The 25,293-nt window shown below is 63.1% G+C and carries 26 protein-coding genes, 1 tRNA gene and 1 other RNA gene; 8 read left to right on the top strand and 20 right to left on the bottom strand.

The window, feature by feature from the left end; all coding sequences use genetic code 11:
- Positions 1 to 82 precede the first annotated feature (82 nt).
- The 8 genes from AB6O04_RS02100 to AB6O04_RS02135 form a co-directional block, all read right to left on the bottom strand.
- Positions 83 to 1,450, bottom strand: coding sequence for an aminodeoxychorismate synthase component I (locus AB6O04_RS02100; protein WP_368561990.1), 1,368 nt, complete (start codon positions 1,448 to 1,450; stop codon positions 83 to 85).
- Positions 1,451 to 1,606: 156 nt separating this feature from the next.
- Positions 1,607 to 2,845 carry a beta-ketoacyl-ACP synthase II gene (fabF, locus tag AB6O04_RS02105; RefSeq protein WP_368561993.1) on the bottom strand — a complete coding sequence of 413 codons (1,239 nt, stop codon included), beginning with the start codon at positions 2,843 to 2,845 and terminating at the stop codon, positions 1,607 to 1,609.
- Between the two features lie 104 nt (positions 2,846 to 2,949).
- Positions 2,950 to 3,189 carry an acyl carrier protein gene (gene acpP / locus AB6O04_RS02110; RefSeq protein WP_014161144.1) on the bottom strand — a complete coding sequence of 80 codons (240 nt, stop codon included), beginning with the start codon at positions 3,187 to 3,189 and terminating at the stop codon, positions 2,950 to 2,952.
- Positions 3,190 to 3,305: 116 nt separating this feature from the next.
- Positions 3,306 to 4,064, bottom strand: coding sequence for a 3-oxoacyl-ACP reductase FabG (gene fabG / locus AB6O04_RS02115; protein ID WP_368561995.1), 759 nt, complete (start codon positions 4,062 to 4,064; stop codon positions 3,306 to 3,308).
- A 42-nt stretch (positions 4,065 to 4,106) separates the two neighbouring features.
- Entirely contained in the window at positions 4,107 to 5,036 is a 930-nt protein-coding gene (gene fabD / locus AB6O04_RS02120) for an ACP S-malonyltransferase (protein WP_368562213.1), read from the bottom strand.
- 307 nt (positions 5,037 to 5,343) lie between these two features.
- The gene (locus tag AB6O04_RS02125; protein ID WP_368561997.1) at positions 5,344 to 6,339 is read right to left on the bottom strand and encodes a beta-ketoacyl-ACP synthase III; all 996 of its coding nucleotides are present in this window, start codon (positions 6,337 to 6,339) and stop codon (positions 5,344 to 5,346) included.
- 84 nt (positions 6,340 to 6,423) lie between these two features.
- Positions 6,424 to 6,618 carry a 50S ribosomal protein L32 gene (gene rpmF, locus AB6O04_RS02130; protein ID WP_337342785.1) on the bottom strand — a complete coding sequence of 65 codons (195 nt, stop codon included), beginning with the start codon at positions 6,616 to 6,618 and terminating at the stop codon, positions 6,424 to 6,426.
- Between the two features lie 65 nt (positions 6,619 to 6,683).
- Positions 6,684 to 7,190: a YceD family protein gene (locus AB6O04_RS02135; RefSeq protein ID WP_368561999.1), complete on the bottom strand. Its 507-nt coding sequence runs from the start codon at positions 7,188 to 7,190 to the stop codon at positions 6,684 to 6,686.
- A gap of 118 nt (positions 7,191 to 7,308) precedes the next feature.
- Between AB6O04_RS02135 and AB6O04_RS02140 the strand changes: the two genes are divergently transcribed.
- Positions 7,309 to 7,878: a nucleoside triphosphate pyrophosphatase gene (locus AB6O04_RS02140; RefSeq protein ID WP_368562002.1), complete on the top strand. Its 570-nt coding sequence runs from the start codon at positions 7,309 to 7,311 to the stop codon at positions 7,876 to 7,878.
- Between the two features lie 186 nt (positions 7,879 to 8,064).
- Here the strand turns inward: AB6O04_RS02140 and AB6O04_RS02145 are convergent, their stop codons facing one another.
- Entirely contained in the window at positions 8,065 to 9,909 is a 1,845-nt protein-coding gene (locus tag AB6O04_RS02145; RefSeq protein ID WP_368562004.1) for an ArnT family glycosyltransferase, read from the bottom strand.
- 73 nt (positions 9,910 to 9,982) lie between these two features.
- Between AB6O04_RS02145 and AB6O04_RS02150 the strand changes: the two genes are divergently transcribed.
- From AB6O04_RS02150 to AB6O04_RS02165, 4 genes are read left to right on the top strand one after another with little or no spacing between them, the layout of a single operon-like run.
- Positions 9,983 to 10,909 (top strand): AAA family ATPase, encoded by a 927-nt coding sequence (locus AB6O04_RS02150; RefSeq protein ID WP_368562006.1) that lies wholly within the window; start codon positions 9,983 to 9,985, stop codon positions 10,907 to 10,909.
- A gap of 54 nt (positions 10,910 to 10,963) precedes the next feature.
- Positions 10,964 to 11,932: a DUF58 domain-containing protein gene (locus tag AB6O04_RS02155; RefSeq protein WP_368562008.1), complete on the top strand. Its 969-nt coding sequence runs from the start codon at positions 10,964 to 10,966 to the stop codon at positions 11,930 to 11,932.
- Positions 11,916 to 13,859, top strand: a complete 1,944-nt coding sequence (locus tag AB6O04_RS02160; RefSeq protein ID WP_368562010.1) for a transglutaminaseTgpA domain-containing protein — start codon at positions 11,916 to 11,918, stop codon at positions 13,857 to 13,859. Before AB6O04_RS02155 ends, AB6O04_RS02160 begins: the two co-directional genes overlap by 17 nt.
- Before the next feature lie 17 nt (positions 13,860 to 13,876).
- Positions 13,877 to 14,401, top strand: a complete 525-nt coding sequence (locus tag AB6O04_RS02165; protein ID WP_368562012.1) for a Slp family lipoprotein — start codon at positions 13,877 to 13,879, stop codon at positions 14,399 to 14,401.
- Positions 14,402 to 14,620: 219 nt separating this feature from the next.
- Here the strand turns inward: AB6O04_RS02165 and AB6O04_RS02170 are convergent, their stop codons facing one another.
- The 4 genes from AB6O04_RS02170 to dnaX all read right to left on the bottom strand — a co-directional run bounded on the left by AB6O04_RS02170 (position 14,621) and on the right by dnaX (position 17,944).
- Entirely contained in the window at positions 14,621 to 14,980 is a 360-nt protein-coding gene (locus tag AB6O04_RS02170; RefSeq protein WP_368562014.1) for a histidine triad nucleotide-binding protein, read from the bottom strand.
- Between the two features lie 22 nt (positions 14,981 to 15,002).
- Positions 15,003 to 15,602, bottom strand: a complete 600-nt coding sequence (gene recR / locus AB6O04_RS02175; protein ID WP_368562016.1) for a recombination mediator RecR — start codon at positions 15,600 to 15,602, stop codon at positions 15,003 to 15,005.
- 191 nt (positions 15,603 to 15,793) lie between these two features.
- On the bottom strand, positions 15,794 to 16,114 hold the full coding sequence (locus tag AB6O04_RS02180; protein WP_368562019.1) for a YbaB/EbfC family nucleoid-associated protein: 321 nt from the start codon (positions 16,112 to 16,114) through the stop codon (positions 15,794 to 15,796).
- Positions 16,115 to 16,228: 114 nt separating this feature from the next.
- Positions 16,229 to 17,944, bottom strand: coding sequence for a DNA polymerase III subunit gamma/tau (gene dnaX / locus AB6O04_RS02185; protein ID WP_368562021.1), 1,716 nt, complete (start codon positions 17,942 to 17,944; stop codon positions 16,229 to 16,231).
- A 152-nt stretch (positions 17,945 to 18,096) separates the two neighbouring features.
- Here dnaX and AB6O04_RS02190 point away from each other — a divergent pair.
- Positions 18,097 to 18,189, top strand: a tRNA-Ser gene (locus AB6O04_RS02190).
- A gap of 211 nt (positions 18,190 to 18,400) precedes the next feature.
- Positions 18,401 to 18,497: signal recognition particle sRNA small type (gene ffs / locus AB6O04_RS02195), an RNA gene on the top strand.
- A gap of 704 nt (positions 18,498 to 19,201) precedes the next feature.
- On the opposite strand, the gene AB6O04_RS02200 is transcribed toward ffs, so the two are convergent.
- The 7 genes from AB6O04_RS02200 to AB6O04_RS02230 are packed head-to-tail and all read right to left on the bottom strand — an operon-like array spanning position 19,202 to position 24,006.
- Positions 19,202 to 20,230 (bottom strand): cytochrome D1 domain-containing protein, encoded by a 1,029-nt coding sequence (locus tag AB6O04_RS02200; RefSeq protein ID WP_368562023.1) that lies wholly within the window; start codon positions 20,228 to 20,230, stop codon positions 19,202 to 19,204.
- Between the two features lie 15 nt (positions 20,231 to 20,245).
- Positions 20,246 to 20,683, bottom strand: a complete 438-nt coding sequence (locus tag AB6O04_RS02205; protein WP_368562025.1) for a molybdenum cofactor biosynthesis protein MoaE — start codon at positions 20,681 to 20,683, stop codon at positions 20,246 to 20,248.
- Position 20,684: 1 nt separating this feature from the next.
- On the bottom strand, positions 20,685 to 20,927 hold the full coding sequence (locus AB6O04_RS02210) for a MoaD/ThiS family protein (RefSeq protein WP_368562027.1): 243 nt from the start codon (positions 20,925 to 20,927) through the stop codon (positions 20,685 to 20,687).
- Positions 20,924 to 21,415 (bottom strand): cyclic pyranopterin monophosphate synthase MoaC, encoded by a 492-nt coding sequence (gene moaC / locus AB6O04_RS02215; RefSeq protein ID WP_368562029.1) that lies wholly within the window; start codon positions 21,413 to 21,415, stop codon positions 20,924 to 20,926. Before moaC ends, AB6O04_RS02210 begins: the two co-directional genes overlap by 4 nt.
- A 52-nt stretch (positions 21,416 to 21,467) precedes the next feature.
- A complete protein-coding gene (gene moaA / locus AB6O04_RS02220; RefSeq protein ID WP_368562031.1) occupies positions 21,468 to 22,502 on the bottom strand; it encodes a GTP 3',8-cyclase MoaA in 1,035 nt (344 codons plus the stop codon).
- Positions 22,499 to 23,257 (bottom strand): MBL fold metallo-hydrolase, encoded by a 759-nt coding sequence (locus tag AB6O04_RS02225; protein ID WP_368562032.1) that lies wholly within the window; start codon positions 23,255 to 23,257, stop codon positions 22,499 to 22,501. Before AB6O04_RS02225 ends, moaA begins: the two co-directional genes overlap by 4 nt.
- Positions 23,257 to 24,006 carry a 3-deoxy-D-manno-octulosonic acid kinase gene (locus tag AB6O04_RS02230; RefSeq protein WP_368562034.1) on the bottom strand — a complete coding sequence of 250 codons (750 nt, stop codon included), beginning with the start codon at positions 24,004 to 24,006 and terminating at the stop codon, positions 23,257 to 23,259. The genes AB6O04_RS02225 and AB6O04_RS02230 overlap by 1 nt, the downstream gene beginning before the upstream one ends.
- A gap of 221 nt (positions 24,007 to 24,227) precedes the next feature.
- Here AB6O04_RS02230 and AB6O04_RS02235 point away from each other — a divergent pair, with 221 nt between their 5' ends.
- Complete coding sequence (locus tag AB6O04_RS02235; RefSeq protein ID WP_368562036.1) at positions 24,228 to 25,283, top strand: glycosyltransferase family 9 protein; 1,056 nt, start codon at positions 24,228 to 24,230, stop codon at positions 25,281 to 25,283.
- Positions 25,284 to 25,293 lie beyond the last annotated feature (10 nt).

Consider the following 25,293-nt stretch of genomic DNA (forward strand, 5'->3'; position numbering starts at 1 on the left):
TTTCCTCGGCGGGACGGTACTGGCCGTGCAGGATACCTGCTCGCTGTCTCAGGCTGTAGGCGGTGGCGCCGGTGGGGCGCTCCTATGGGGCCAGCGCCCGCAACAGGCCGCGCGCCTTGGCGCGGGTTTCCTCGAGTTCTTTATCGGGGATCGAATCGGCCACGATGCCGGCGCCGGTACGGAATACCATCTGGCTGCCTTGCCCGGCCGGGCTGGCGGCCACTTCGGCGCTGCGGATCAGGATGTTCAAGTCCAGGTCGCCGTCGCGGTTAAGCCAGCCAAATGCACCGGTGTAGGCACCACGCGGTTCGTTCTCAAGCTCGGCGATGATCTGCATGCACCGTACTTTGGGACAGCCAGTGATGGTGCCGCCGGGGAACGTCGCGCGGATCACCTCGCCCGGTGTCGCGTCCGGCCGCAGACGCCCGCGTACGTTGCTCACGATGTGATGGACGTGGGCGTAACTTTCCACCGTCATCAGTTCGTCCACTTCCACGCTGCCGGGCACACATACACGGCCCAGGTCGTTGCGCTCCAGGTCGATGAGCATCACGTGTTCGGCGCGTTCCTTGGGATGGCCGACCAGTTCGCGGATGCGCGCGGCATCATCGTCGCCCGGAAAGCGCGGCCGGGTGCCAGCGATCGGCCGGGTTTCGACCACGTCGCCGCGGATAGAGACCAGACGCTCCGGTGACGAGCTGACCACCGCCCAGCCCGATCCAGCGAACAGGCCTGCGAAAGGCGCTGGATTGGCCTCCCGTAATCGTGCGTACAGAGCGGCCGGATCCAGCGTGTCGTTGAACTGCGCGCGCCAGGCACGCGAAAGATTGACTTGGAAGATATCGCCGGCCGCCAGGTATTCCAGAATCCGCGTGACGCCATCGGTGAAGCGTTGCGGATCGTCTTCTTTCACCGATGCCGGCACGCGCCAGTCTCCTAGCGCTGGCAACTGCTCGACTACGGAGAGGTCCGCGGCGATGCATTCCAGCATTTCGTCGTAGCCGGTCTCGGCAATGGCCACGCAATCGCCGGTGCTGCGGTCGTGCAGAATCGCTGCCGGACAACGCAATGCCAACGCGATGGGTTGCGGTCGGTCTGCCATCGGCAGCTTCAATACGGGCTCGACCTGTTGCGCCAATTCATAGTCCAGCAGCAACGCCCAGCCGCCACGGAAGGGCCAGCGCGGCTCTTCGCGCGGTATGCGTTGTGCCTGCCAATGCCGGTCGAGCACGGCAAGGAAATCGCCGTCCTGCGCTTGATCCTGCAGATCACGAGTAATGCCATCGGCGTGCAGCCGCAGACCGCTGCCATCGGTCGTCAGCAGCAGATCCCAGCGTCCTTGCGCCGTGCCGGAGGCCACCGATTCCAGCAATACCGGATAGCGATCGGGTGCCAGCCGGTGCAGGGCCAGGAGATCGGTGTTTGATGGCAGGGCTTGGGTTTGGATCATGGATGCACGCAAAGGGTGAAGTCGCCCGCTGCGCAGGCTGTGAAGGGTCAAGTCGGCGGCGATGCTGTTCGCCAAGCGGGGATGTGGCTTATCTACTCCGCTTCACCACTTCACCCTTCACAGCCCGCGCAGCGGGCGACTTACCTCTTTACCGCCCTATATGCGCTTGAACACCAGCGTGCCGTTGGTGCCGCCGAAACCAAAGCCATTCGAGACGGCGACATCGATCTTTTTCTCGCGCGCCACATTCGGCACGTAATCCAGATCGCAGCCTTCACCCGGTTCATCCAGGTTGATGGTCGGCGGGATGATGCCGTGATGGATCGCCAACACCGAGAAAATGGCTTCCGCGCCGCCGGCCGCTCCCAGCAGGTGTCCGGTCATCGATTTGGTGGAGCTGACCATGATCTTGTAGGCGTGGTCGCCCAGGGCTCGTTTCATCGCCAAGGTTTCGGCCAAATCGCCCAGCGGCGTAGAGGTACCGTGCGCATTGAGGTATTCCACCTGCTCCGGGTTCAGCCCGGCATCCTTCAACGCGGAAGTCAGGCAGCGCGCGGGGCCTTCACCGTTCTCGCTGGGAGCGGTCATGTGGTGTGCATCCGAACTGGAACCGAAGCCGGCAAGTTCCGCATAGATGCGGGCCCCGCGGGCTTTGGCATGTTCGTATTCCTCCAGCACCAGGATGCCGGCGCCGTCGCCCAGCACGAAGCCGTCACGGTCCTTGTCCCACGGACGCGAGGCCTTGGTCGGCGCATCGTTGCGGGTGGACATGGCCTTCATCGAACAGAAGCCAGCCATCGAGGTCGGCGAAGAACCCAGTTCCGCGCCGCCGGCGATCATCACATCGGCATCGCCGTACTGGATGGCGCGCATGGCAACGCCGATGGAATGATTGGAAGTGGCGCACGCCGATACCACCGAGAAGCTGGGGCCTTTGATGCCCTTCAGGATGGACAACTGGCCCGGCAGCATGTTGATGATGGTGCTGGGCACGTAGAACGGCGACACCTTGCGCGGGCCGCCTTCGTGCAATTTGATGGTTTGTTCTTCGATGCCGTGGATGCCGCCTATACCCGAGCCGATGATGGCGCCGATGCGCTCGGCATTGGCCTCGGTAATTTCCAGCCCGGAATCATCCAGCGCCATGAAGGAAGCCGCGATGCCGTAGTGGATGAACGGATCCATTTTCTTCGCGTCTTTGGGCGACACGAAAGTGGCAGGATCGAAATCGCGAATCTCGCCGGCGATCTGCGTGGTAAAGGCGGACGCATCGAAGGAGGTGACCGGGCCGATGCCCGACCGTCCATTGACGATGCCATCCCAACTGGTGGCCAGGTCGTTGCCCAAGGGCGACACCAGACCCATACCGGTAACGACGACGCGACGCTGGCTCATAGCAAACTCCTCAGACTCTCTTGCGCCCTACGCGGGCGGATGTGCGCCAAATACGCGCGGGGCCGCATACGCGGCCCCGACACGATTCTGCAGGACTACAAAACTTACGCCTTGACGTGAGCCTTGACGTAGTCGATGGCCTGCTGCACCGAAGTGATCTTTTCGGCCTCTTCGTCCGGAATTTCGCACTCGAACTCTTCTTCCAGCGCCATCACCAGCTCGACGGTGTCGAGCGAATCCGCGCCGAGGTCATCGACGAACGATGCACTGGTGGTGACTTCTTCTTCTTTGACGCCAAGTTGTTCGACGACGATTTTCTTGACGCGTTCTTCGATGCTGCTCATTGGATATCGCTCCAGACGGAGATTGGGTAAACGGGGAATAGTTTAGTGGAAAGATGGGGCTACGGGCAGGTGCCCGCAACCGCCGGTGAATCAATTACTTACGCCATCATCCGTGATCATGGCATGTACATGCCGCCGTTCACATGCAGGGTCTCGCCGGTGATATAGCTGGCGGCGGGACTGGCAAGGAATGCCACGGCGTGTGCGATGTCCGCCGGATCGCCCAGGCGGCCCAGTGCGATTTGCTCGACGAGCGCCTTCTTCGAGTCTTCCGGCAGGTCCTTGGTCATGTCGGTGGCGATGAAGCCCGGCGCGACCACGTTGACCGTCACGCCGCGGCTGCCGATTTCCTTCGCCAGCGACTTGGAGAACGCGATGATGCCGGCCTTCGCCGCCGCATAGTTGGCTTGCCCGGCATTGCCAGTGACGCCGACGACCGAAGCAATATTGATGATGCGTCCTTTGCGCGCCTTCATCATGCCGCGCATCACCGCCTTGGATGTGCGGTAAACGCTGGTCAGGTTGGTATCCAGAATGGCCTGCCAGTCTTCGTCCTTCATCCGCATCAACAGGTTGTCGCGCGTAATGCCAGCGTTGTTGACCAGGATTGAGATCGGCCCGAACTCCTTGCCGATGGAGTCGATCAGCGCTTCCACTGCCGAGGCGTCAGTGACGTTCAAGGTTCGGCCATGACCGCCAGCGGCCGACATTCTTTCGCTGATCGCTTGTGCGCCGCTATCGCTCGTCGCGGTACCGATGACGGTGGCGCCTTGGGCGGCAAGCAGGTCGGCGATGGCGGCGCCGATGCCGCGGCTGGCACCGGTTACGAGCGCGACTTCGCCCTGTAGTAGCAGGCCAGTCAATGGTTGAGTCATTCGGGGTTCCTTTTCAGTTGCTATCGCAATCGAGCGCGGCGCTCAGTGTATCCAATCGCTCATTGCGGCTTCGAAGTCGCCAGGCGTGGCCAACGGACGCGCGTCCAGGGATTTGTCGATGCGCTTGACCAAGCCGGTCAGCACTTTACCCGGACCGCACTCGGCCACACGAGTCGCTCCGTTCGCCACCAATGCGTGCACACACTCAGTCCAGCGCACCGGCAGGTATAGCTGACGCACCAGTGCATCGCGAATGGCCTCCACGCCTTCATGCACCTGCGCATCGACGTTTTGCACCACGGGCAGCGCCGGCGCACGCCAATCCAGGCCTGCCATGACTTCGGTAAGGCGATTGGCGGCTTCGCGCATCAAAGGCGTGTGCGATGGCACGCTCACCGCCAGCTTCACCACTTTGCGTACACCGCGCGCATTCAATAGGGCGATTGCGCGGTCCACCGCTTCGGTATCGCCGCCAATCACGATCTGTCCCGGCGAGTTGTAGTTCGCGGGCACCACGACTCGATCACCCGATGCCTCCGCGCACACTTCGGTCACCAGCGCATCTTCCGCGCCCAGGACCGCGGCCATGGCGCCCACGCCTTCCGGCGCAGCTTCCTGCATCAGTTGACCGCGCAGACGAACCAGATGCGCGCCTTCGCGCAGCGACAACGCTCCGGCAGCCACCAGTGCGGTGTATTCGCCCAGGCTATGCCCGGCCAGCATGACGGGATGCACTTCGTGCCGTGACATCCACAAACGCCACACCGCGATGCCCGCTGCCAACAACGCCGGCTGCGTGTATTCGGTGCGGTTGAGCATCTCTTCCGGGCCGCCTTGCGACAGTGCCCACAAGTCGACACCGGCGCCGTCGGAAGCTTCGGCGAACGTATCGCGGATACCCGGATGCAGCTCGGCCAATTCAGCCAACATTCCCAACGACTGGGAACCTTGCCCCGGGAAAACGAAGGCCAGTTGCGACGAAGTGGAGGACGGTTCGGTCACTCGGTTGTCCGGCAAAAAAACGAGCGTGGATGATACGGGCGAATGAGTGAGATTGTCTGTACTGCGGCGTATGCAGATCGGGTGTGGAGAGCGCGTGAGGAGCTTCGCATGCGACGTAACACATGCAATGTTTCGATAGCCGGTTCAGGCACTAAAGGCGCCTCATTGCATTGGAACAAAACACGTTCCGTTTAGCTCGATCGAATCATGGCGACTATGCCGAGCAACGACGAGACGTAGGAGCGGCGTCTCGCCGCGATCTTGGTACCGGTCTGGATCAGTAGCGGACCAGCGCGGAGCCCCAGGTGAAGCCGCCGCCAAAGGCTTCCAGCAGCAACAATTGGCCGCGTTGCACACGGCCAGAGCGAACGGCCTCGTCCAACGCCAGCGGCACCGAGCCGGATGATGTATTGCCGTGGCGGTCCACGGTGACGATGACGTTGTCCATCGACATGTCCAGGCGTTTGGCCGTGGCTTCGATGATGCGCAGATTGGCTTGGTGCGGAATCAGCCAATCCAGGTCGTGCTTGTCCAGGCCGTTGGCTTCCAAGGTTTCGTCGACAACCGAGTCCAGCGCCTTGACGGCGTACTTGAACACGTCATTGCCCTTCATGTTGATGCGCGCGCCACTGTTGGGTTCGTCCGGCTTGAAACCGGCCGAAACACCGACAGGATTCCACAGCAATTCCTTCTTGCTGCCATCGGCATGCAGATGAGTGCTGAGGATGCCCGTCTCGGTATCGGCTTTCAGTACGACGGCGCCCGCGCCATCGCCGAACAGCACACAAGTGGTGCGTTCGGTCCAGTCGACGATACGGCTCAGCGTTTCAGTGCCGATAACCAGTACGGTCTTGACGTCGCCGCAGCGAATGAATTTATCCGCCACGCTGAGCGCGTAGAGGAAGCCGGAACACGCCGCGTTGACGTCCATCGCCGCGCAGCCGTTAGCGCCCAGGCGCGCCTGGATCAAACAGGCGGTGGACGGAAAGATCAGGTCGGGCGTAGTGGTGCCGACCACGATCATGTCGATTTCGGAAGCGTCCACGCCCGCGGCTTCCAGCGCGCGCACGGCGGCGTTGTAGCCCAGGTCGCCGGCGGTTTCGCCGGCGGCAGCGATGTGGCGTTCACGGATACCGGTACGGGACTGGATCCACTCGTCGCTGGTATCGACCAGCTTGGCGAGATCCTCGTTGGTCAGCACTTTTTCCGGCAGATAACTGCCAGTGCCAGCGATACGCGCAAAAATGCGCCCCTTGGAACCCGGCTCGCTCATGCACGCCCCCGTTGTGGGCCCGCTACGGGGCCCTGAACATCATGGTTGATCGTTGCTGGCACACCGGAAGGCGCGCCGCGCGAATCAATCTTCTTCAACCGTCGAGGTCTTGGTGGCGATCACCTTCTTGCCACGGTAGTAACCATCGGCAGTGACGTGGTGACGCAGATGGATCTCACCGCTGGTGGGATCGGTGGACAGCTGCTTGGCGGTCAGTGCGTCATGCGAACGACGCTGACCACGGCGGGACGGGGTGACACGGGATTTCTGCACAGCCATGGGATTGCTCCAGCTCTAAACTTGTAATGAACCTTGCGGTTCGTCTTGCCAGACCGCCTGAGCGGCTAGTTCTTCTTCAGCGAGGACAGCGCCGCGAACGGGCTGGCCTTGGCTAATTCTTCTTCCTGCGCCGGCCATTCGCGTTCCACCGCTTCAGAGCCGGGCGACATCGGTACCACGGGCACGGAAAGGACCAGTTCGTCCTCCACCAGCTCCGCCAGGCGCAGCATGCCGTCCTCCGGCACCAGCAACGCCTCGTATTCCGGCGGCAACGCAGCCTCATCGGCTTCGTCACGCACCAAGCCCAGTCGTTGCACGATACTGACGGGAAGCAGGAAACGCTGCAGGCTGCGCTGACAGGTCAGCGGCAACTCGGCATCGATCCGCAGCTCCACGTAAGGCACTTGCAGCGAATCGTGATCGAATTCGATCTGGAAACGCGCTTCGCCCTCGGTATCGACCAGAAGGTCTCGCAGGCGCGTCATGGCAGACAACGGCAGGCGACCTTCAAAACTGCGCCGTGCCGCGACCATGCGCCAAGCGTCCAACATCTCGGGCGTATTCGCGGACATAAGCCGCTGAATGTTAAGGACTGCGAGCCGAGCTGTCAAACCTGGAGAACCACGAAAGATGGGATTGCCTGCAGGACCCCAATCCCGGCAGACTTCCCCGCCCTGTCAGGCCCACTCCATGCCGCTTCTGCTCGCCTCCACCTCCCGCTACCGCCGCGAACTGCTGGAGCGCCTGCGCCTGCCTTTCCATATCGCGCGTCCGGATGTGAATGAAACCGCACTGCCGGGCGAATCAACCGCCATTCTGACGCAACGCCTGGCCCGAGCCAAGGCCGAGGCGATCGCCTCGCAGCACCCGGGAAGCTGGGTGATCGGCGCGGATCAGGCGGCCGAGCTCGATGGCCAGCCGCTGGGCAAGCCCGGCCACCGGGCTGGTGCCATCGCCCAGCTCACCGCCATGTCCGGCCGCCAGGTGCAGTTCCGCACTGCCGTCTGCCTGCTCCGTGGCGACCAGGCACTCGAAACGCTGGACACCACCACCGTGCGGTTCCGTGCACTGACGCAGGCGGAGATCGAACGCTACGTGGATGCCGAACAGCCATTCGACTGCGCCGGCAGCTTCAAGGCGGAAGGGCTGGGCATCGTCTTGTTCGAGGCCATCGAGTCCCGTGATCCCACCGCCTTGGTCGGCCTGCCGCTGATTGCTCTCGCCGGCATGCTCCGCGACGCGGGCTTCGAGTTGCCGTAGCAATAAGACCGTCGCAACGGACAGGCGATAGCGAATGGCCGTTTGAAGGCGCTTGTCGTAGAGCGGGGCTTGCTCCGCTGCTTTTCCTGCCCGGAGACACTCAGCCGAGCAAGCTTGGCTCTACGAAAAGCGCAATGGCCTCTTTTTTATGAGCTGCCGATGAATTGAAAAGCGCCAGACAGGCTTTCATTTGGCGCCTATCTCGACCGGCTGCTCTTCCCACGGCTCTACACTGCCATCCAGGCCGTGTAGCCGCAGACCCAGCCAGTGGCGGCCAGGCGCGAGAGCGCTGGCATCGATCCGTGCGGAGAATCCCACGCTGGGATGGTTGGGATCCGTTGAAATGCGCCAAAAGCTTGCTGTCCCGGGACTGGGCAGCCCGTACGCGGCCTCCGCAACGGCCTTGCCGTCGAGCAGCACCTCCACGCGCTTCAGGCCGACTCCGTCCTTGAATGCCCACCCGGATGCGGTGAAAGCTTTTCCTATCTTCGCGCCGCTTACAGGTACGTCGAACCACGCCATCGCAGGCGCCGTGCAAGGGCCTTTTTGCTTTTCCTTGCCCAAGGCGAAAAGCAAAAAACGCTGGCGGCCGTGATCGACGCTGACCACCCGAGGCGCGGGCAAGGGCCCGACCCGCTCGCACAGCGAGTGGTAGTGCTTCAACAGGTCTTTATATGGAACTTCGCTAGCCGCCACGACCAGCAATACCGGCCCGCTGCGACCACCATCGCTTTCCAGTTCCCACAAGCGCAACTGCGGCGCACGCCCGTGCTTGCGGTTGAGCGGGTGGTCCAGCACCGGAATATTGGGATCGCCCAGCGCGAAACCCAGTTCCGCGCCAACTTTGAAGTTGTCCGCCAGCAGCCCCGTTCCCGCTGGAAGTCTGATGCGCTCCGCGCGTACCGCCTGCGCCAGTACGCCCCAGCCCGCAAAATTGGCGGGATAGAACTTTTCCGCGGCGAACTCCTCCCGCCACGCGGGTACCGACACCACCAGGTAATAGCCCAGCATCAGTGTCGTACCGACCGCCGCCAATCCCCAGGCGAGCCAACGCAGCACTCGCGGCCATTCGCCTAATACCGTGGGCACCGCCACGATAAGCGCCAGGTAACCCGGCAGCGTCCAATGGAAGCTCACCCGTTCCACGTCGGCGAAAAAGCCCAGCAGGAAAAAGCCCAACGTGGACACGCCACCCAGCATGCCGAAGTAACGCCACTGCGCCGGCATCCCGGCATTTTTACGAAACGCGCGCACGCTCAGCTGCAACAGGGCGAAGAACAGCAGTGGCGTCACCATGGCCGCTTGAATCAGCACGAACCAGCCACCGACCGGTTGGAACGACCACGGATGGCGATCAAGCAACTGGAACCGCAGGCCCGCGTCGGCGTATTCCAGATTCCACACGATCAGAGGAACCCACGCCGCAATCCCGACTGCCAACGCGACCCACACGCGCGCATCGCGCAACAGGCGCCGCCCTTCCGGCAACATCAACAACGCGATGAGACCCACGCCGATCACGCCAAGGAAACGGTAATGGCTCAACGCGCCTATCGCCAAACCCAGTGCCAGCTCCGCCGCAGAAGTCGCATCCACCTCTCGCAACAACCGTGCGCCCGCATCCAGGCACAGGACAGTGGCGAAGGCCATCGGCACATCCGGCAACGCCATCAGCCCCAGCGTGCCCGACAACGGCATCAACACCAGGATGCTGCCGGCACGCCAGCCGGCCGCGGCGCCAAACCAGCGCGTGGCGATGTGCACGACCAGCCAGGGCATTAGCGCGGCAAGCAACAGGAAAGGAGCCCGCAAGGCCAACACATGCTGGCCACCGATCTCCGTACCCAGCCGGGTCATCCATGCCGTCAGGCCCGGCAGATCGGAATACGCCGCGGCCAGGTGCCTGCCTTCCTGCCAGTAGAACGCCTCGTCCACAAACAGTGGCAGGCGCGCGGCAATCACGACCTTGATCACAGTCGTCACGGCCCACAGCGCCAGGAAAACTTGTTTTGCGCGTCGTTCGTCCTGCATCCCGCTACACTTCCCTGGAGAATCACAATTAAGGACCGAACGCGCGATGTCCGCTATTCCAAGCCCTCGTCCTATGCTATCCGAAGCCTTGACGGACGCACTGAAGCGCGCGCAACAACAGGTCAATTCATTGGTGCTGGGCAAGGCGCACGAAGTCAGGCTTGCCTTCGTGGCGCTGCTGTCCGATGGGCATCTGCTGATCGAAGATCTGCCCGGCCTTGGCAAGACCACCCTCGCCCACGCCATGGCGGCCACGCTGGGACTAGGATTCCAGCGCGTGCAGTTCACCTCCGACCTGCTGCCGGCGGATGTGCTTGGCGTCTCCGTATACGACGCGCAATCGCGTGAGTTCCAGTTCCATCCCGGCCCGGTATTCACCAACGTCTTGCTGGCCGACGAAATCAACCGCGCGCCGCCGCGCACGCAAAGCGCGCTGCTGGAAGCCATGGCCGAACATCAGGTCACACTGGACGGCACCACCCATGCGCTGCCTGATCCGTTCTTCGTAATCGCCACGCAGAATCCTGTCGATCTCTCCGGCACGTATCCCCTGCCGGATTCGCAATTGGATCGCTTCCTGCTGCGATTGGCATTGGGTTATCCGAACGCCGAATCCGAGCGCGCGTTGCTGGCCGGCAGCGATCGCCGCACGCTTATCGCCCAGGCCGTGCCGATACTTTCGTCCGACGATGTGTTGGCCTTACGGCACGCTGTCGGTGAAGTACGCGCCAGCGATGCGCTGATCAGTTATGTGCAGGCTTTGCTGGTGCGCAGCCGCCAGCACCCAGGCACGCGCGTAGGCTTGTCGCCGCGTGCCGGCATCGCATTGCTACGGGCGGCGCGCGCCTATGCGCTGTTGCTGGGCCGCAACCACGTGCTGCCCGAGGACGTGCAGGCGCTGTTCTCCGCCGTGGCTGCGCACCGGCTGGTAGCCGAAGCAGAAGCCTCATCGGCGCCAGCGCTGGCCAAAGCCATCTTGCATGCGGTTCCGGTGGACTGAGGCAACGTTGCTGCGTTCGGGTCGCTCCATTCGGCATAGAGGATAGTTTCGACAATGCTCGCCAGCTTGCGCGAACGATTGGCCAGCCATGTCGTCCTGCTGGCGCGTCCCCGTCATGCCGAAGCGCTGCCCGTGCGATTGGACCGGCGAAGGGTCTATGTGCTGCCGACCAAATTCGGTTTGTTCTTCGCGGCGCTGCTGTTCACCATGGCCCTTGGTGCGCTGAACTACAACAACAATCCCGCACTGCTGCTGGCCTTGCTGCTGGGCGCCACTGCCTTGGCCAGCCTTATCGCCGCGCACCTGCAGTTGTCCGGGCTACGCATCGAAGCGGTGTCTGCTGAACCCGTCGCCGCGGGCTCATCACTGTCGTTGCACATCGCCTTGTCCGCGCAAGATGGCCGCCTCCGCCGCGGGCTGCGATTGGAAGCACTGAAGGCAACGACCTTCGCGCCGCCGTTCGCCAATGAGCCTGTCGTCGCCATGCTGACCTTGCCGACCGAGCACCGCGGTTGGTTGGATCTGGGCCGCATCCGCATGTCCACCACTCAACCGCTGGGATTGGCGCATGCCTGGTCATGGGTATGGCCCGCCTCACCCATGCTGGTGTATCCAGCACCGGAATTGCACGGACCGCCACTACCCAGTGGCAAGGGCGAGGGGTTGCAGACGCGGCTGCATCCTGCGGGCGACGATGTCCATCACCTGCGTGCCTATCGGGCCGGCGACCCGCGACGGGCCATCGCGTGGAAACCCTCCGCGCGCCGCAATAGCCTGCTGGTACGCGAATACGAACAGCCGCTGGGCATAGAAGTCGCACTGGAATGGAGCAGCTTGTCCGATGTGCCGTACGAACAGCGCATCCGGCGCCTGGCGCGCTGGGTCGATCTGGCCGAGCGCGAAGGCCGCCGCTATCGACTGACGCTACCCGGCCAGCCTACGCTCGGCCCGGCCCAAGGCACGGCCCACCGCCATCTCTGTCTGCGCGCACTCGCTTTGTTGCCATATGCCGAAAGCCGCTGATCTTTCTCTCCCGGCGATAGACACCGGCAGCCGGCTATGGACGCTGGCGACTACTGGACTGTGCCTGTTGGCGCTGCTGCTGCAATTGCCTGCCTCGTTGGCAACAGGAATTGGTGCCGCCGCGCTGGCAGTCGCCGCTGCGTCGTGGCGCAAGCCGATACCGGCGGCGCTGCGCATATTGATGGCGCTGGCCATGTTGGCCGCGGTGCTGTCGGTGATGGGACTGCGCTTCGGCCGCGATACTGGGTGCGCGATGCTGGCGGCGATGCTGGCGATCAAGCCGGCCGAGACCTTCAGCCTGCGCGACTCGCGCAGCCTGTTGGGTTTTGCCATGTTCGCGCCATTCGCCGCTTTCCTGTTGGACCAGGGGCCGCTGATGATGGTGCTGGCGCTGCTGGGTGCCTTGGCGGGCCTGGTGACCCTGCAGCGGCTGGCCGATGTCGAAGCGTTCGTACTGTCCGCTTCCTCGTCTCCGCTGCGCAGGCTGGAGCAAGTCGGAAAATTGGTAGTGATCGGTCTACCGCTGATGCTGGCGGCTTTCTGGCTGTTTCCGCGCTTCTCATCGCCGCTATGGGGGGTTCCCGAGCGTGCATTGAGCCGGCCCGGCCTGAGCGACAGCATGAGCCCGGGCGGATGGCTGGACTTGATGGCGGACGACTCGCCGGCCCTACGGGCGCAATTTTTCGGCGCCTCACCGAAGAGCGAAGAAATGTACTGGCGCGGACCGGTGTTGTGGGATTTCGATGGACGCACCTGGACCCAGCCGCTTTGGATGCGCAATCTTCCGGCCGAGGCGATTACCACGGGCGATCTTCGGTGGGACTACCAGATCGAACTTGAACCCACGGATCGCCGGCAGTTGGTTGCATTGGATCTGCCCGTCGAAACTCCCGCCGGCGTCCACGTTTCTTTCGACTACGGGCTGTATGTCGCTACCCCGTTGAGTTCGCTTACCCGCTGGCGGATGCAATCGGCGCCGCCCACGAGTTTCGAGCCGCGGCTCAAACAGGTGCTGCGTCAACGCGCCCTGACATTGCCGACGGGATATAACCCGCGCACGCTGGCTCTGGCCGCGCAATGGCGACGGGAAGCCGGCGATAACGACGATGCCATCGTTCGCCGCGCGCTGGGGTGGGTTCGCGCCGAGTTCGCCTACACGCTGGATACCCCGCTGCCGGGCCGGCACGCCGTAGATGAATTCCTGTTCGATCAGAAGCGGGGCTACTGCGAACATTTCAGCTCCGCGTTCGTCGTACTGATGCGTGGCGCCGGTATTCCGGCGCGTGTTGTCACCGGTTATGTCGGCGGCTATCGCAACGCTTTCGGCAACTACTGGGTCGTCAGGCGAATGGATGCGCATGCGTGGGCGGAGGTCTGGATGCCGCAGCGCGGCTGGGTGCGTGTGGATCCCACGGCGGCGGTGGCGCCGGAGCGCATCTACGACACCTTGGAGGATCGTGCCGCATCGGCCGGCGGATTGGACGGAATGGTCCGCATGGCGGACTTCGGCGACTGGATGCGCCGCGGCTGGAACGACTTCGTACTCGGCTTCGATGCCGCCCGGCAGCTGCAGATGCTGCAACGCGTGGGTGCGAACGGCATGGGCACTGCCGGCTTGGGTGTTTTGTTCGGACTGTTCGCGTTATCGGCGCTGGGTTGGATGGCCTGGCTGCTGGCACGCGGCGAGCGTGAGCGCGATCCGCTATTGCGTGCCTGGCACGGACTCAATGCGCGCTATGCCCGGCTAGGGCTGGCACGCGAGCCACACGAGCCCGCTTTGACCTGGGCGCGCCGGATCGCCGCCACCCGGCCACAGGGCGCCAATGTGCTGTTTTCGCTCAGCCGCCGTTTCGTCGCCGCGCGCTACGCTGACGCCAATGGGGACCATGGCGCGCTGATCGAAGAACTGCGCCGGCATCGCCCATGAATCTCTGGAGACCGGTCATGAAGCTTCGCATTCTCACCCTCGCCGCAGTCACCGCATTACTGGCTGCCTGTGCCACTGCTCCCAAGCCGCTGCAGGGCGCTTTCACCCCCGTCAATCCGCGGGATGCGGTGGCCAACCCTCAGGTTGGCGCATCCGTGCGCTGGGGCGGCCGCATCATCGAAACCAACCCAGGCCAGAACAACACCTGCTTCCAATTGGTATCGCGTCCACTATCGGGTAGCGGTCGGCCTATGAGCTCCGCACCTGACGCCACCGACGGCCGCTTCATCGCCTGTCGCGCGGGGTTCTACGACCCGGCCGTGTTCACCGAAGGCCGCGAAGTCACTTTCGTCGGTCGCATCGACGGCTATGAAACCGCCCGCATCGGCGAGTACGACTATCGACTACCGCGGGTCGCCGCCGATGTAGTTTATCTATGGCCGGAAGTGCGTGAAGTGGAAGTACGTCCCTATCCTTTCTACGATCCTTACTGGGGTCGGGGCCCTTACTGGGGTTCGCGTTGGGGTTGGTGGGGCTGGTAACAACGGTCACCGCTTCCATATATAAAAAAACGCCACTCATCGAGTGGCGTTTTTTTTATCCAGATCTTTCGGGAAGCTGGTGGCGTATGCAATCTGCGATCCGCTTCCGGATCTCGATCTCAAATAAGCAACAGAAACACCTCAGAGTTCCTCACGTCATCATGGAAATCCAATACCAGATGAGTGGTTGATCCCAGTAGCCACTCGACACCGAGCGCTTCAGCGAGGGGTACCAAACCGGCCCAGGTGGGCGCCCGCCAACAGGTGCAAGTGGATGTGGTAGACCGTCTGCCCGCCATGTTCCCGGCAATTCATTACGACGCGGTATCCATCTTCAGCCAGGCCTTCGCGGCGGGCGTATTCGGCCGCCGCCAGCACCAGCCGGCCCACCAATTCCGCCTGCTGCGGTTTCAGATCGTCCAGGGTGGGAATCGCTTCGTTCTTCGGAACAAACAGCACGTGCACCGGCGCCTGCGGTGCGATGTCCTTGAAGCCCAGCACCTGATCGTCCTCATAGACGATATTGGCCGGGATTTCGCGGCGGATGATCTTGCCGAAGAGTGTGTCGTTGTCGGACATGATGGAATTATCCTGCACTGAGTTATTGAGGCATCTCGCTGCGCGAACCGAATGCGTGCGACAGCGTACCGCGGTCGACGTATTCCAGTTCTCCACCCAGCGGCACGCCATGCGTCAGTCGGCTGGGACGCACGCCATGCTGGCGGGCCAGTTGCGCCAGATAGTGCGCCGTGGCCTCGCCTTCCACGGTGGGATTGGTGGCGATGATCAGTTCGGCGATCTCGCCTTCGGCCAGACGATTGGCGAGCATATCCAGGCCCAGCTCACGCGGCCCGATACCATCCAGCGGCGACAGGCGACCCTGCAGTACGAAATACAGTCCGCGGTAGCCGGTAGCCTGTTCAATGGCCAACCGGTCCGCGGGCGATTCCACGGCGCATAGCTGATGACGGTCGCGGCTGGCGCTGGCGCAGGTGGCGCAGATCTCGGTTTCAGCAAAGTCGCGGCACATCGCGCAATGGCCGATCTTCTCCATCGCCGTCTCCAGCGCACCGGCCAGCCGCTTGCCGCCTTCGCGCTCACGCTCCAACAGATGGTAGGCCATCCGCTGCGCCGTCTTCTGGCCGACGCCAGGCAGGACGCGCAGGGATTCGATCAATTGTTCGAGTAATGACGCGCTCATCTGAGAATAGTTTTGGCGGAGTTGTCTTGGCGGAGGGCTTGTTCGAAGCGGAAGCACGACCTATGCGGACATGCGGGGAGTCTCAGGCGCAGCCGCGGCACGTCCTACCTCATCCGCCTTCGACACCCTGACTCCCGGTAACGAGCTCAAGTGCGAGCGACTTCTCCAAGTACGGAAGAAGGCGACTGCCGTCAGAACGGCAGCTTCATGCCAGGCGGCAACGGCATGCCGGCGGTGGCCGAACCCATCTTCGCCTTGGATTCCGCGTCGACCTTGTTGGCAGCATCGTTGAATGCGGCGGCGATCAGGTCTTCCAGCATTTCCGCGTCGGACAGCACCGACGGGTCGATCCGCACCTTGCAGCATTCCTTGGTGCCGGTCAGGGTCACGCTGACCATGCCGCCGCCGGCGTTGCCGGTGACTTCCAGCTTGGCCAGCTCTTCCTGCGCACGCTGCAGGTTTTCCTGCATCTTCTGCGCCTGCTGCATCAGTTGGGCGATATTTCCACGCATCTCTTGGGCCTGTTGTCGTGTCCGGAAAGGGCCGCGACGGCCGGTGCCGCGCGGATCGGGAAAGAATGAGGGCGGGCTTGCCGCTACGCAACCGAGCGGCGCGAATCCTGGGCCTTATTCTTCGAAAGGACGGATCGAGTCCGGCACCACCTTGGCGCCGTGCTGCTGAATCAACCGCTGTACGTCCGGGTGATTCATGAACGCTTCCTCGGCCGCGTTCTGTTGCTCGCTTCGCTGACGGTGCCCGCGTTCTTTCAATGTCTCGGTTGCCGGCACCGCCGCGACGAACACCAGCTTTGGAGCGGCGCCGTACCGCTGGGCGATAGCATCGGTCAATTCCTTCACTGAGCGCTCGGAACGCAGATAGTCGAAACCGGCATCCAGCGAAAGTCTCAGCACGCCTGCTTCATAGCCGGCGAACCCGGCATTCTCCACCAGCTGCCGCGCCGCGCCTTTCAGTCCGCTGTTATCGGCGAAATACAGCCAAGTTTCCGCGTCGATGATGCCGATGTCGCCCGGCGAAAACGAAGCGGCAGATTCGGACTCCACGGGCTCCGGCGCAGAGGGCGCCGCGCTCCGCACAGGCGGTGGCGGTGGCGGCGGTGACCATGGCGCTTCGTGACGCGCCATCTGTTGCGGAATCGGCTCGGCCGGCGCGCGCGCGACAGGCGCGGCGGGTGCTGCGCTTTTGGCCGCCGTGGTCGCAATATTGGATTCGGTCTTCATTTCGCCGGCTTTCATTTCGCCAGGCTGCGCGGGCCGGAAGGCCAGCATGCGCAATACGCTCATTTCGAAACCGGCGCGCTGGCTGGGCGCGAAATGAAGATCGCGGCGGCCGCTCAGGGCCATCTGGTACCAGAGCTGCACCACTTCTGGCCGTAACCGGCCAGCAAAACCCTCGGCATCGATGCCTTCGGCGTCAATGACGGCGCTGGGTACCAGTTGGCGTACCTGGATCCGGTGCAACGCCTCGGCCAAAGCCTCCAGCACGCCACCCCAGTCGGGGGAGAACTCCGCTAGCGCGGCAACCACTTTCAGCAACGTTTCCCCGTCGCCATCAGCCAATGCTTCCAGCATGGCGTTCACCTGAGTGCGGTCTACCGTACCCAGCATGGTGCGCACGCCGTCTTCACGCAGGGCGCCACCGGCATAGGCGATGGCCTGATCAAGCAGCGACAAACCGTCACGCAGACTGCCATCGGCGGCCTTGGCGATCTGGCGGATGGCGCTGTCGTCGGCTTCGATCTGCTCGGCGCTCAGTATCTTGGCGATCTGGCCGGAAATCTGGCCCTCGTCCAGGCGCTTGAGGTTGAACTGCAAACAACGCGATAGCACGGTGACCGGCAGCTTCTGCGGGTCCGTGGTGGCCAGCAGGAACTTGACGTGCTCCGGCGGCTCTTCCAGCGTTTTCAACAGCGCGTTGAACGCTGCCTTCGACAACATGTGCACTTCGTCGATCAGATAGACCTTGAACTTGCCGCGCGACGGCATGTACTGGGCGTTTTCGATCACCTCACGGACGTCATCGACACCGGTGTTGGAGGCGGCGTCGATTTCCAGCAGGTCGATATAGCGGCCGGCGTCGATATCCAGGCAGGCCGCGCACTGGCCGCAGGGATCGGCGCTGGTGCCATGTTCGCAATTCAGCGACTTGGCGAAGATACGGGCGATCGTGGTCTTGCCTACGCCGCGGGTGCCGGTGAACAGGAACGCATGATGAACACGGCCGCTATCCAGCGCATTGGTCAGCGCCCGGACCACGTGTTCCTGGCCCACCAGCTCGGCAAAACGCTTCGGACGCCACTTACGGGCAAGGACGAGATAGGACATTCCGACATTGTGCCACGGCGGGTCGCCGAGCCTGCGGTCCGCCGCGGCATGGCCGTGATTGAAGCGGGCGATTCAACAGGTACTCGCAATAAATCCCCGCGACAGCTAGAATTTGCGGCCCTGAAAGCCGCCGGAAGGCAGCGGGCAGGTCCGGAGAGGTGTCCGAGTGGTTGAAGGAGCACGCCTGGAAAGTGTGTAAGCGTCTAAACCGCGCTTCGGGGGTTCGAATCCCCCTCTCTCCGCCAGTTTAGTAAACGTAGTGATGGTTCCGTGTTGTTAGCTTTGCCGAAGCACGGGAGGGGGTGAGAACCCCCGGGTTCGACAAACCGGCTTGCCGGTTTGCACGGCGAAGCCGCCCGCAGGGCGAGGCATCGAAAGATGCCGAGTGAATCCCCCTCTCTCCGCCAGATTAGTAGTTTCGATGCGTCGCAACGCGCATTCAGTCCTATGGTGGCTCCGTCGGCCCCTCGCGACGCTAGGTTGAAAATCCCGCCAGGGCCGGAAGGCAGCAACGGTATCGACTGATGCGGGCGCCGAGGTCAGCCGGCGGGGCCGCCACCTTTTTGGGACATCAAAGCCTGTAGAGCTGAGCTCGGCTGCTCTTCGATCCGCACCCGTCCAATGCGCCTCCGAATTAAGAGCAGCGGAGCAAGCTCCGCTCTACAGCGGCTATTCGTTATGGCGTGCCGTTGCGACGGCCTCGTTGCTACCGCCTCCTGATTATCACGAGGCGCGGGCATCGAAACCTGGTAGAGCCGAGCTTCGGCTGCTTCTATTTCCCGGCAAGCAGGAGCAGCGGAGCAAGCTCCGCTCTACAGCGGCGATTCGTTATCGTCCGCCGTTGCGACGGCATTGTTGCTATCGCTACGGCAAGACCGCGGGGCGCGGCGCCGAGGTCAGCCGGCGGGGCCGCCGCCTTTTTTGGGTTTATGTAGAGGCGAGCTTGCTCGGCTGCTTCTATTTCCCGCCAAGCAAGAGCAGCGGAGCGAGCTCCGCTCTACTGCGGCTATTCGTTATAGCCGGCCGTTGCGACGGCCTTGTTGCTACCGCCTCCTGATTATCACGAGGCGCGGGCATCGAAACCTGGTAGAGCCGAGCTTGCTCGGCTGCTCTTCGTGAAGACCCGCGAGATCGAAAGCAAAAGCAGCGGAGCAAGCTCCGCTCTACGACACGCAGCTTCAAGCGGCTATTCGTTATCCCCGGCCGTTGCGACGGCCTTGTTGCTGCAGATCGGGGTTATCGCGAGGCGCGCTATCGCTAGGGCAAGACCGCAGGGCGCGGGCGCGCCACAATGGCCAACGCATCAGGCTCGCGCCCGGTCACCCAATAATCGATCACTTGCCAGCGCTCGGTGTCGATCACCGCAATGCGATCACCGCCACTGATGGCCACGTAGGCACGTGGTTGGTCCGGGGCGACGATCACGCCGATTGGCAACGCCGCTTTGCCCAGCATGGTGTCCTGGTATTCGGTGTCTTCGCGGGACAGTGCCACTGTGGCCAATGACAGTTTGGTGCGGGCGTCGAAGACCTCCAGCATGGCGGATCGGGCTTTGGTCACGAACGCCATCCGACCGTCTGCTGAAAACGTCACGCGGATAGGAAACCCCTGGCTGCTCATGCGGCGGCGAATCGCCAATGTCTTGGGGTCGTGCACGGTGATGGTGCCATCCTCGCGATTGGTGACCCAGACTTCGCGCCCGTCCGGGCGCACCGCGATCCCTTCGGCACCCTTGCCCGCCGGGCGCTCGTGGGTTTCCCCGCCCGTGACCAGATCGACGCGGCTGACCGCACCCTTGGCGATCTTGGCCACATAGGCGAAACGCTCGTCTGGCGACAAGGCCACCATATGACCCACGCCATCGCCAATATCGATCTCCTTGTCGATCCGGTCCTCCGTGATATCGACCACCAGCAAGCGTGCGGACGCTTCGGTGGTGACTACAACACGCCGGCCATCCGCCAGGAATCGCAAACCATGCGGCGCGCCATGCTGGCCGAGATCGATCTGCCGGCTTGGTTTGCCGGTGGCTAGGTCGAGCACCGACAAGGTATTGCCGGACCGAATACCGCCATAGTTGCTGACCACGGCGGTGCGCCCGTCCGGCGACACCGATATTTCATGCGGCGCATCGCCGGTGCGGAACTCGCCAACCCTGCGACCGTCCTTCAGCGACAAGCGCCACACCGTGTCGGCCGATTTGTTGGCGACCAGCAATTCCGAGGCGTGCGAAACCGCTGCCGACAGCCCAAGCAGCCACCCCAACATCAATGTAGCGCCCCTCATTCCCCCACCTCTTTTTCAACCATCTTGCAGCGCATTGCTCTGCGGATGCAGCCAGCCCGCATCACCATCGCGATAGTGTTCGTGCTTCCAGATCGGCACCCTCCCCTTGACCTCATCGATGATGAAGCGGCAGGCATCGAAGGCCGCGCCGCGATGCCCCGCGCTCACGCCGACCCACACCGCCAGATCGCCGATGGCCAAGTCACCGATGCGGTGCACGCAACAGGCTTCCACGATATCGAAGCGCTCCATGGCTTGGCTCAAGATGCGCTCGCCTTCGCTTTCCGCCAGCGCGACATACACTTCATAACGCAAGCCACCGACTTTGCGGCCATCGTTGTGGTCGCGCACCCAACCTTCGAAGGACGCATAGCCGCCAGCGCGCTCATTGAGCAGTCGCGCACGAAGGCTGTCGATCTCGAACGGTGCATCAGCCAATCGAAAGCGTGTCATCTCAGCCTCCACTTACTGGTGGGATGAATGCAATCTCGCCGCTATCGGGCAACGGATCGCTCCAGCGCGCGAACTCGCCGTTGACTGCCACGCGTAGTTGCTCAATTGGCCATGCGATGCTGTGCCGCAGACGCACCTCCGCGTACAGCATCGACAGATCCTGCGCGGAGGTCTCGATTGTTTCCGACGCCGTGCCCGCAGCATCGCGCAGGCTCGCGAAATAAAGCAGCGTCACCCGCGTCATGAAGTTTCACCAAAATCGCGCTTGCCCCCGCGTTTGCCGGCCAGTTTGGCCGGACCAATCACAATGCTGTGCGACAGTGCCTTGCACATGTCGTAAACCGTCAATGCCGCCACCGTGGCACCGGTCAGCGCTTCCATTTCCACGCCGGTACGGTGCGTGGTCTTGACCTGGCATTCGATCCGCAGCGAGTGTTCGCCATCCCAATCGATCGCGATACGGCAACCCTCGATAGGCAGCGGATGACAGAACGGGATCAGCTCATGCGTGCGCTTGACCGCCATCGTGCCGGCGATAACGGCGGTGTCCACAATGCCGCCTTTGACGCTACGCAAACCATTCTTCCGCAATTGCTGCGCCACGTCCTTGGGGAAACGCACGCGGCATTCGGCACGGGCTTCGCGCGCGGTGACTGCCTTTGCGGATACGTCCACCATGGCGGGCCTTCCAGCGGCGTCCAGATGCGTCAGTGATTTCTTGCCTGCGGCCATAGTCGGGTCGAAAAAAGGGAGATTCGCCGCCTTGGCGGGAGCTGGGTAGAGCTTACCCGCCAATCAGGAACATTTCGACGTGCTTGCGGTTGCGTGCCGATGGCAGGTCGCGCAGTTCGCTGTATCGGTCGGCGCGGCGCGTCCACAGCGCCGATACGCGGGCGACCAGTGCGTCTTCGCCCTGTGTCAGCGCGGCGCGCAGATCGGTGCCTGCGGCGGCGAACAAGCAGGTATACAGCTGGCCATCGGCGGATACGCGCGCACGATGGCAATCACCGCAGAACGGCTCGCTGACCGAGCTGACGAAACCTATCTCGCCGTTGCCATCTTCGAAGCCGTAGCGGGTGGCCACCTCGCCTCGATAATTGGCATCCAACGGTCGAAGCGGCCAACGTGCGGCGATGCGGTCGCGCAATTCGGCCGACGACACCATCTGTTCGCGCTTCCAGCCGTTGCAGGTGCCTACGTCCATGTATTCGATGAACCGCAGCACGTGCCCGCTGCCGCGGAAGTGTTCGACCAGGGGCAGCACCTGGTCCTCATTGACCCCGCGCTGGATCACGGTATTGATCTTGAGACGGCGAAAGCCAGCGTCCACGGCGGCCTCGATGCCTGCCAGCACATCTTCCACGCGCCCGCGTCCGCCCGACATCACATCGAACACATGCGGCTCCAAAGCGTCGAGACTGACGGTAATCCGGCGCAGGCCGGCATCGTGAAGCGGACGCGCGTGCGCGGCGAGCAGCGAACCATTGGTGGTCAGCGCCAAGTCTTCCAACTGGTCAATGGCAGCCAGGCGCCGCACCAGCTCGGGCAAGCGCTTGCGCAGCAACGGCTCACCACCGGTCAGGCGCAGCTTACGTACACCAACACGCACGAAGCCCCTCACCAGCGCTTCTATCTCGTCGAACGACAATCGTGATGCGGCATCCAGGCCGTAATCGTCCGGCACCTGATCGGCCGGCATGCAGTAGCCGCAGCGGTAGTTGCAGGCTTCGATCACCGACAGCCGCAGGTCGCGAAGCGGACGCCCCCGGACATCGCGTGGCGTGATGGGCAATTCAGGGGTCGGCACAGTGGTGTTCATGCGGTTTGGACCCGCATTATGGCCGGTTCGTTCAACGCCACCACTTCTCCCGGCCCAGCGACGCGATGACCACGCGCCTCCAGTTGCCGAGCGTCGGCGTCGCTGGCGTAGTGATACAGCACGCACCGCCGCAGCAGTTCGGAGGCGTATTCACGTTCCAGGTCGTCGATGCCGCTATGCGACGGATTGCCGTGCAATGCGCAGTCGTGCGCGATGAGCTCATCCGCGTCGGCGTAGCGCGCCAGCATTTCCGGAATGGGCCGGGTGTCGCCGGTCCATACCACACTGCCGCGCAGGCGCAGGCCGAACGCCGAATCCGGCCAATGATGGCGCACCGGAAACACCTCCAGCCGGATGCCGTCGTGCCAGAACGCATTGCCGACCGGGATCAATTGAAAGGCGTCCCAGAAATTGGCGCCGCCTTCAGCCAGGACGTTGGGATATTCGCCCACTCGCTGGTGCAGCAGCGGTACCACCGGCGCCGGCACGTACACCCTGGTTTTGCCGTGCCGGGCAGGGTCGAAATAGCTGCCGACGAACAGTCGCTCGAATCCCGCCACATGGTCCAGGTGCACATGCGTGACGAACAATGCCGAAGGTAGCTCGCCGTATTGCGCTGAGTACGCCGTCAGGCCTTCCGCGCCGCAGTCGATCGTCAGCCACGGAGCGCCATCGCGCTCCACCGTGGCCATGGCCGAACCCAATTCGACCGCCGACGCATTGCCCACACCATGGAAACGCAACCGCCAGGACATCAGAATCCCCGCGCCCAGGCAACGTCGTAGGCTTTGCGCAGGCGCGCATAGTCGTAGTTCACTTCATCCACCGATCGTTCGCCACGTGTCTTCAAGAGAGAACGCTTGAGGCGGGAAAGATTCGCTTCCCGCCAGCGAGTGGCGGGAATCCGCAGCGCCCCACGGTCGAAGTCGATCAGCCAGCCATGGCCTTTTTGGTCGAACAGTATGTTGTGGGCATTGAGGTCGGCATGGTCCAGACCTGCCCGGTGAAAGCGCGCGATCAAGCGGCCGCTGGCTTCCCAGGGCGCATCGCCAGCTTGCGAATGAGCCAGGTCGGCCAGCGGGCGCACGTCCAGCAGACGCTCCATCAGCAGCGCCGCGCGATAAAACATGCCTTCGCGTACGTAGCTGGCTGCCACCGGCCGGGGCACGGGCAGGCCACGCTCCAGCAGCGCGCGGGTCAGGCGGAACTCGGCGAAACTGCGCGTGCGGTTGGGCCCCCGCCATAGGTAGCGATCACGGCTGAAACGCGCCGCCAACCCGCCACGCCGATAAATCCGTAGTACGCAATGATTGGACGGCGCATCGATGAACCAGGCGCCGCCTCGCCCGCCGCTGTCTACGGGCTGTGCGCGGTCGCCCCATTTTTCCGGGACAAACCAGTCCGGATTGGCCTGCCGCACATGCTTTCGGTCGAATAAAATCGCGCCGTAGGCGTCGCCTTCGCGGAACGGCGTCAAGGATTCCGAGGCGTCGAAGCTGACCATCCGCCGAGTCTAGAGCGTGTCAGCGCCGTTTGGATAGCTTGCCGGCGCAGCGCAAGGCCCTTTCATGCGGCGGATACATGAAAAAAATCGTAAGCGGAAGCCGCCTGCAGCGCGTTCCGCTACGCTCTCGTGGCCCATCGCTTATCGACATACACTTCCTCTTCTTTCCTCACGCTTGTGCACCGGCACCGGCGCCCTTCCCCGCTTCGACAGGCCTGAACTTGCCTACCAGCCCTTCTTCTTTCTGCCTGCTCCGCCTGTCCGCCCTGGGCGACGTTACCCATGTCGTACCGCTGGTCCGTACGTTGCAGAAGCATTGGCCGCAGTCGCACATCCGATTGCACTGGATCATCGACAAAGCCGGGCACAAGCTGCTTGAAGGGCTGGAAGGCGTGGTGTTTCACGTCTATGACAAAAAAACCGGGCTGGCAGGCATGCGTGCGTTACGACGGGATCTGCCGGCGGAGGGCTTCGATGCGCTGCTGCAGATGCAGGTAGCGTTTCGCGCCAACGTGTTGTCGGGCTTCGTTCCCGCGCGCCGCCGCATCGGCTACGACCGTTCCCGTTCCAAGGACCTGCACGGACTTTTCATCAACGAACGCATTCCCGACCGCCCCGGCATCCATGTTCTGGATGCGATCGGCAGCTTTTGCGAGCCCTTGGGCCTGCGCCAGACCGAGGTCGTCTGGGATCTGCCGGTACCTGCGGAAGCCCGTCAGTGGGCAGCGGCACAGTGGGAAGACGATGGCGCGCCGGTGCTGATGATCTCGCCCTGTTCCAGCCATGTTCGTCGCAACTGGTACCCCGACCGATATGCCGCGGTGGCCGATCACGCGGCGAGCCGAGGCTGGCGGGTGGTGCTGTGCGGCGGGCGCAGCGAACTGGAACGCAGCACCACCGATGCCATCCTGGCCGCGATGCAGGCGCCTGCGCTGGATCTGGTGGGCAAGGACACCTTGAAGCAGCTGCCGGCCTTGCTTGAGCGCGCCGATTTGGTCATGACGCCGGATTCCGGGCCCATGCATATCGCCAATGCCATGGGGGCCAAGGTGCTGGGCCTGCACGCGGCCAGCAATCCGTTGCGCAGCGGGCCTTACTCGGATGTGCGTTATTGCGTGGACAAATACGACGCCGCGGCGCGCAAGTTCCTGGGCAAGCCTGCCAGCGAACTCAAATGGGGGACCAAGATCGAGTTCGACGACGTGATGGCGCTTGTTTCAGTTCAGGACGCTGTCGACGCTTTCGAGCGGTTCGTTGCCGACGCTGCGGAGAATTGACGCCCGAATT

Origin of the sequence: Pseudoxanthomonas sp. UTMC 1351, from assembly GCF_040948865.1 — a bacterium.
Classification (GTDB): Bacteria; Pseudomonadota; Gammaproteobacteria; order Xanthomonadales; family Xanthomonadaceae; genus Pseudoxanthomonas_A.

What these genes read in the sequence shown, in the direction of transcription:
- AB6O04_RS02140 (WP_368562002.1), top strand. Translation starts at nt 7,309, where the DNA reads ATGCCGCTTCTGCTCGCCTCCACCTCCCGCTACCGCCGCGAACTGCTG.
- AB6O04_RS02230 (WP_368562034.1), bottom strand. Translation starts at nt 24,006, where the DNA reads ATGGTCAGCTTCGACGCCTCGGAATCCTTGACGCCGTTCCGCGAAGGC.
- rpmF (WP_337342785.1), bottom strand. Translation starts at nt 6,618, where the DNA reads ATGGCTGTGCAGAAATCCCGTGTCACCCCGTCCCGCCGTGGTCAGCGT.
- moaA (WP_368562031.1), bottom strand. Translation starts at nt 22,502, where the DNA reads ATGAACACCACTGTGCCGACCCCTGAATTGCCCATCACGCCACGCGAT.
- AB6O04_RS02170 (WP_368562014.1), bottom strand. Translation starts at nt 14,980, where the DNA reads ATGTCCGACAACGACACACTCTTCGGCAAGATCATCCGCCGCGAAATC.
- AB6O04_RS02205 (WP_368562025.1), bottom strand. Translation starts at nt 20,683, where the DNA reads ATGACACGCTTTCGATTGGCTGATGCACCGTTCGAGATCGACAGCCTT.
- AB6O04_RS02150 (WP_368562006.1), top strand. Translation starts at nt 9,983, where the DNA reads ATGCTATCCGAAGCCTTGACGGACGCACTGAAGCGCGCGCAACAACAG.
- acpP (WP_014161144.1), bottom strand. Translation starts at nt 3,189, where the DNA reads ATGAGCAGCATCGAAGAACGCGTCAAGAAAATCGTCGTCGAACAACTT.
- fabG (WP_368561995.1), bottom strand. Translation starts at nt 4,064, where the DNA reads ATGACTCAACCATTGACTGGCCTGCTACTACAGGGCGAAGTCGCGCTC.
- AB6O04_RS02155 (WP_368562008.1), top strand. Translation starts at nt 10,964, where the DNA reads ATGCTCGCCAGCTTGCGCGAACGATTGGCCAGCCATGTCGTCCTGCTG.
- AB6O04_RS02160 (WP_368562010.1), top strand. Translation starts at nt 11,916, where the DNA reads ATGCCGAAAGCCGCTGATCTTTCTCTCCCGGCGATAGACACCGGCAGC.
- AB6O04_RS02165 (WP_368562012.1), top strand. Translation starts at nt 13,877, where the DNA reads ATGAAGCTTCGCATTCTCACCCTCGCCGCAGTCACCGCATTACTGGCT.
- AB6O04_RS02210 (WP_368562027.1), bottom strand. Translation starts at nt 20,927, where the DNA reads ATGACGCGGGTGACGCTGCTTTATTTCGCGAGCCTGCGCGATGCTGCG.
- AB6O04_RS02180 (WP_368562019.1), bottom strand. Translation starts at nt 16,114, where the DNA reads ATGCGTGGAAATATCGCCCAACTGATGCAGCAGGCGCAGAAGATGCAG.
- AB6O04_RS02135 (WP_368561999.1), bottom strand. Translation starts at nt 7,190, where the DNA reads ATGTCCGCGAATACGCCCGAGATGTTGGACGCTTGGCGCATGGTCGCG.
- fabF (WP_368561993.1), bottom strand. Translation starts at nt 2,845, where the DNA reads ATGAGCCAGCGTCGCGTCGTCGTTACCGGTATGGGTCTGGTGTCGCCC.
- AB6O04_RS02145 (WP_368562004.1), bottom strand. Translation starts at nt 9,909, where the DNA reads ATGCAGGACGAACGACGCGCAAAACAAGTTTTCCTGGCGCTGTGGGCC.
- AB6O04_RS02100 (WP_368561990.1), bottom strand. Translation starts at nt 1,450, where the DNA reads ATGATCCAAACCCAAGCCCTGCCATCAAACACCGATCTCCTGGCCCTG.
- recR (WP_368562016.1), bottom strand. Translation starts at nt 15,602, where the DNA reads ATGAGCGCGTCATTACTCGAACAATTGATCGAATCCCTGCGCGTCCTG.
- dnaX (WP_368562021.1), bottom strand. Translation starts at nt 17,944, where the DNA reads ATGTCCTATCTCGTCCTTGCCCGTAAGTGGCGTCCGAAGCGTTTTGCC.
- AB6O04_RS02225 (WP_368562032.1), bottom strand. Translation starts at nt 23,257, where the DNA reads ATGTCCTGGCGGTTGCGTTTCCATGGTGTGGGCAATGCGTCGGCGGTC.
- AB6O04_RS02200 (WP_368562023.1), bottom strand. Translation starts at nt 20,230, where the DNA reads ATGAGGGGCGCTACATTGATGTTGGGGTGGCTGCTTGGGCTGTCGGCA.
- moaC (WP_368562029.1), bottom strand. Translation starts at nt 21,415, where the DNA reads ATGGCCGCAGGCAAGAAATCACTGACGCATCTGGACGCCGCTGGAAGG.
- AB6O04_RS02125 (WP_368561997.1), bottom strand. Translation starts at nt 6,339, where the DNA reads ATGAGCGAGCCGGGTTCCAAGGGGCGCATTTTTGCGCGTATCGCTGGC.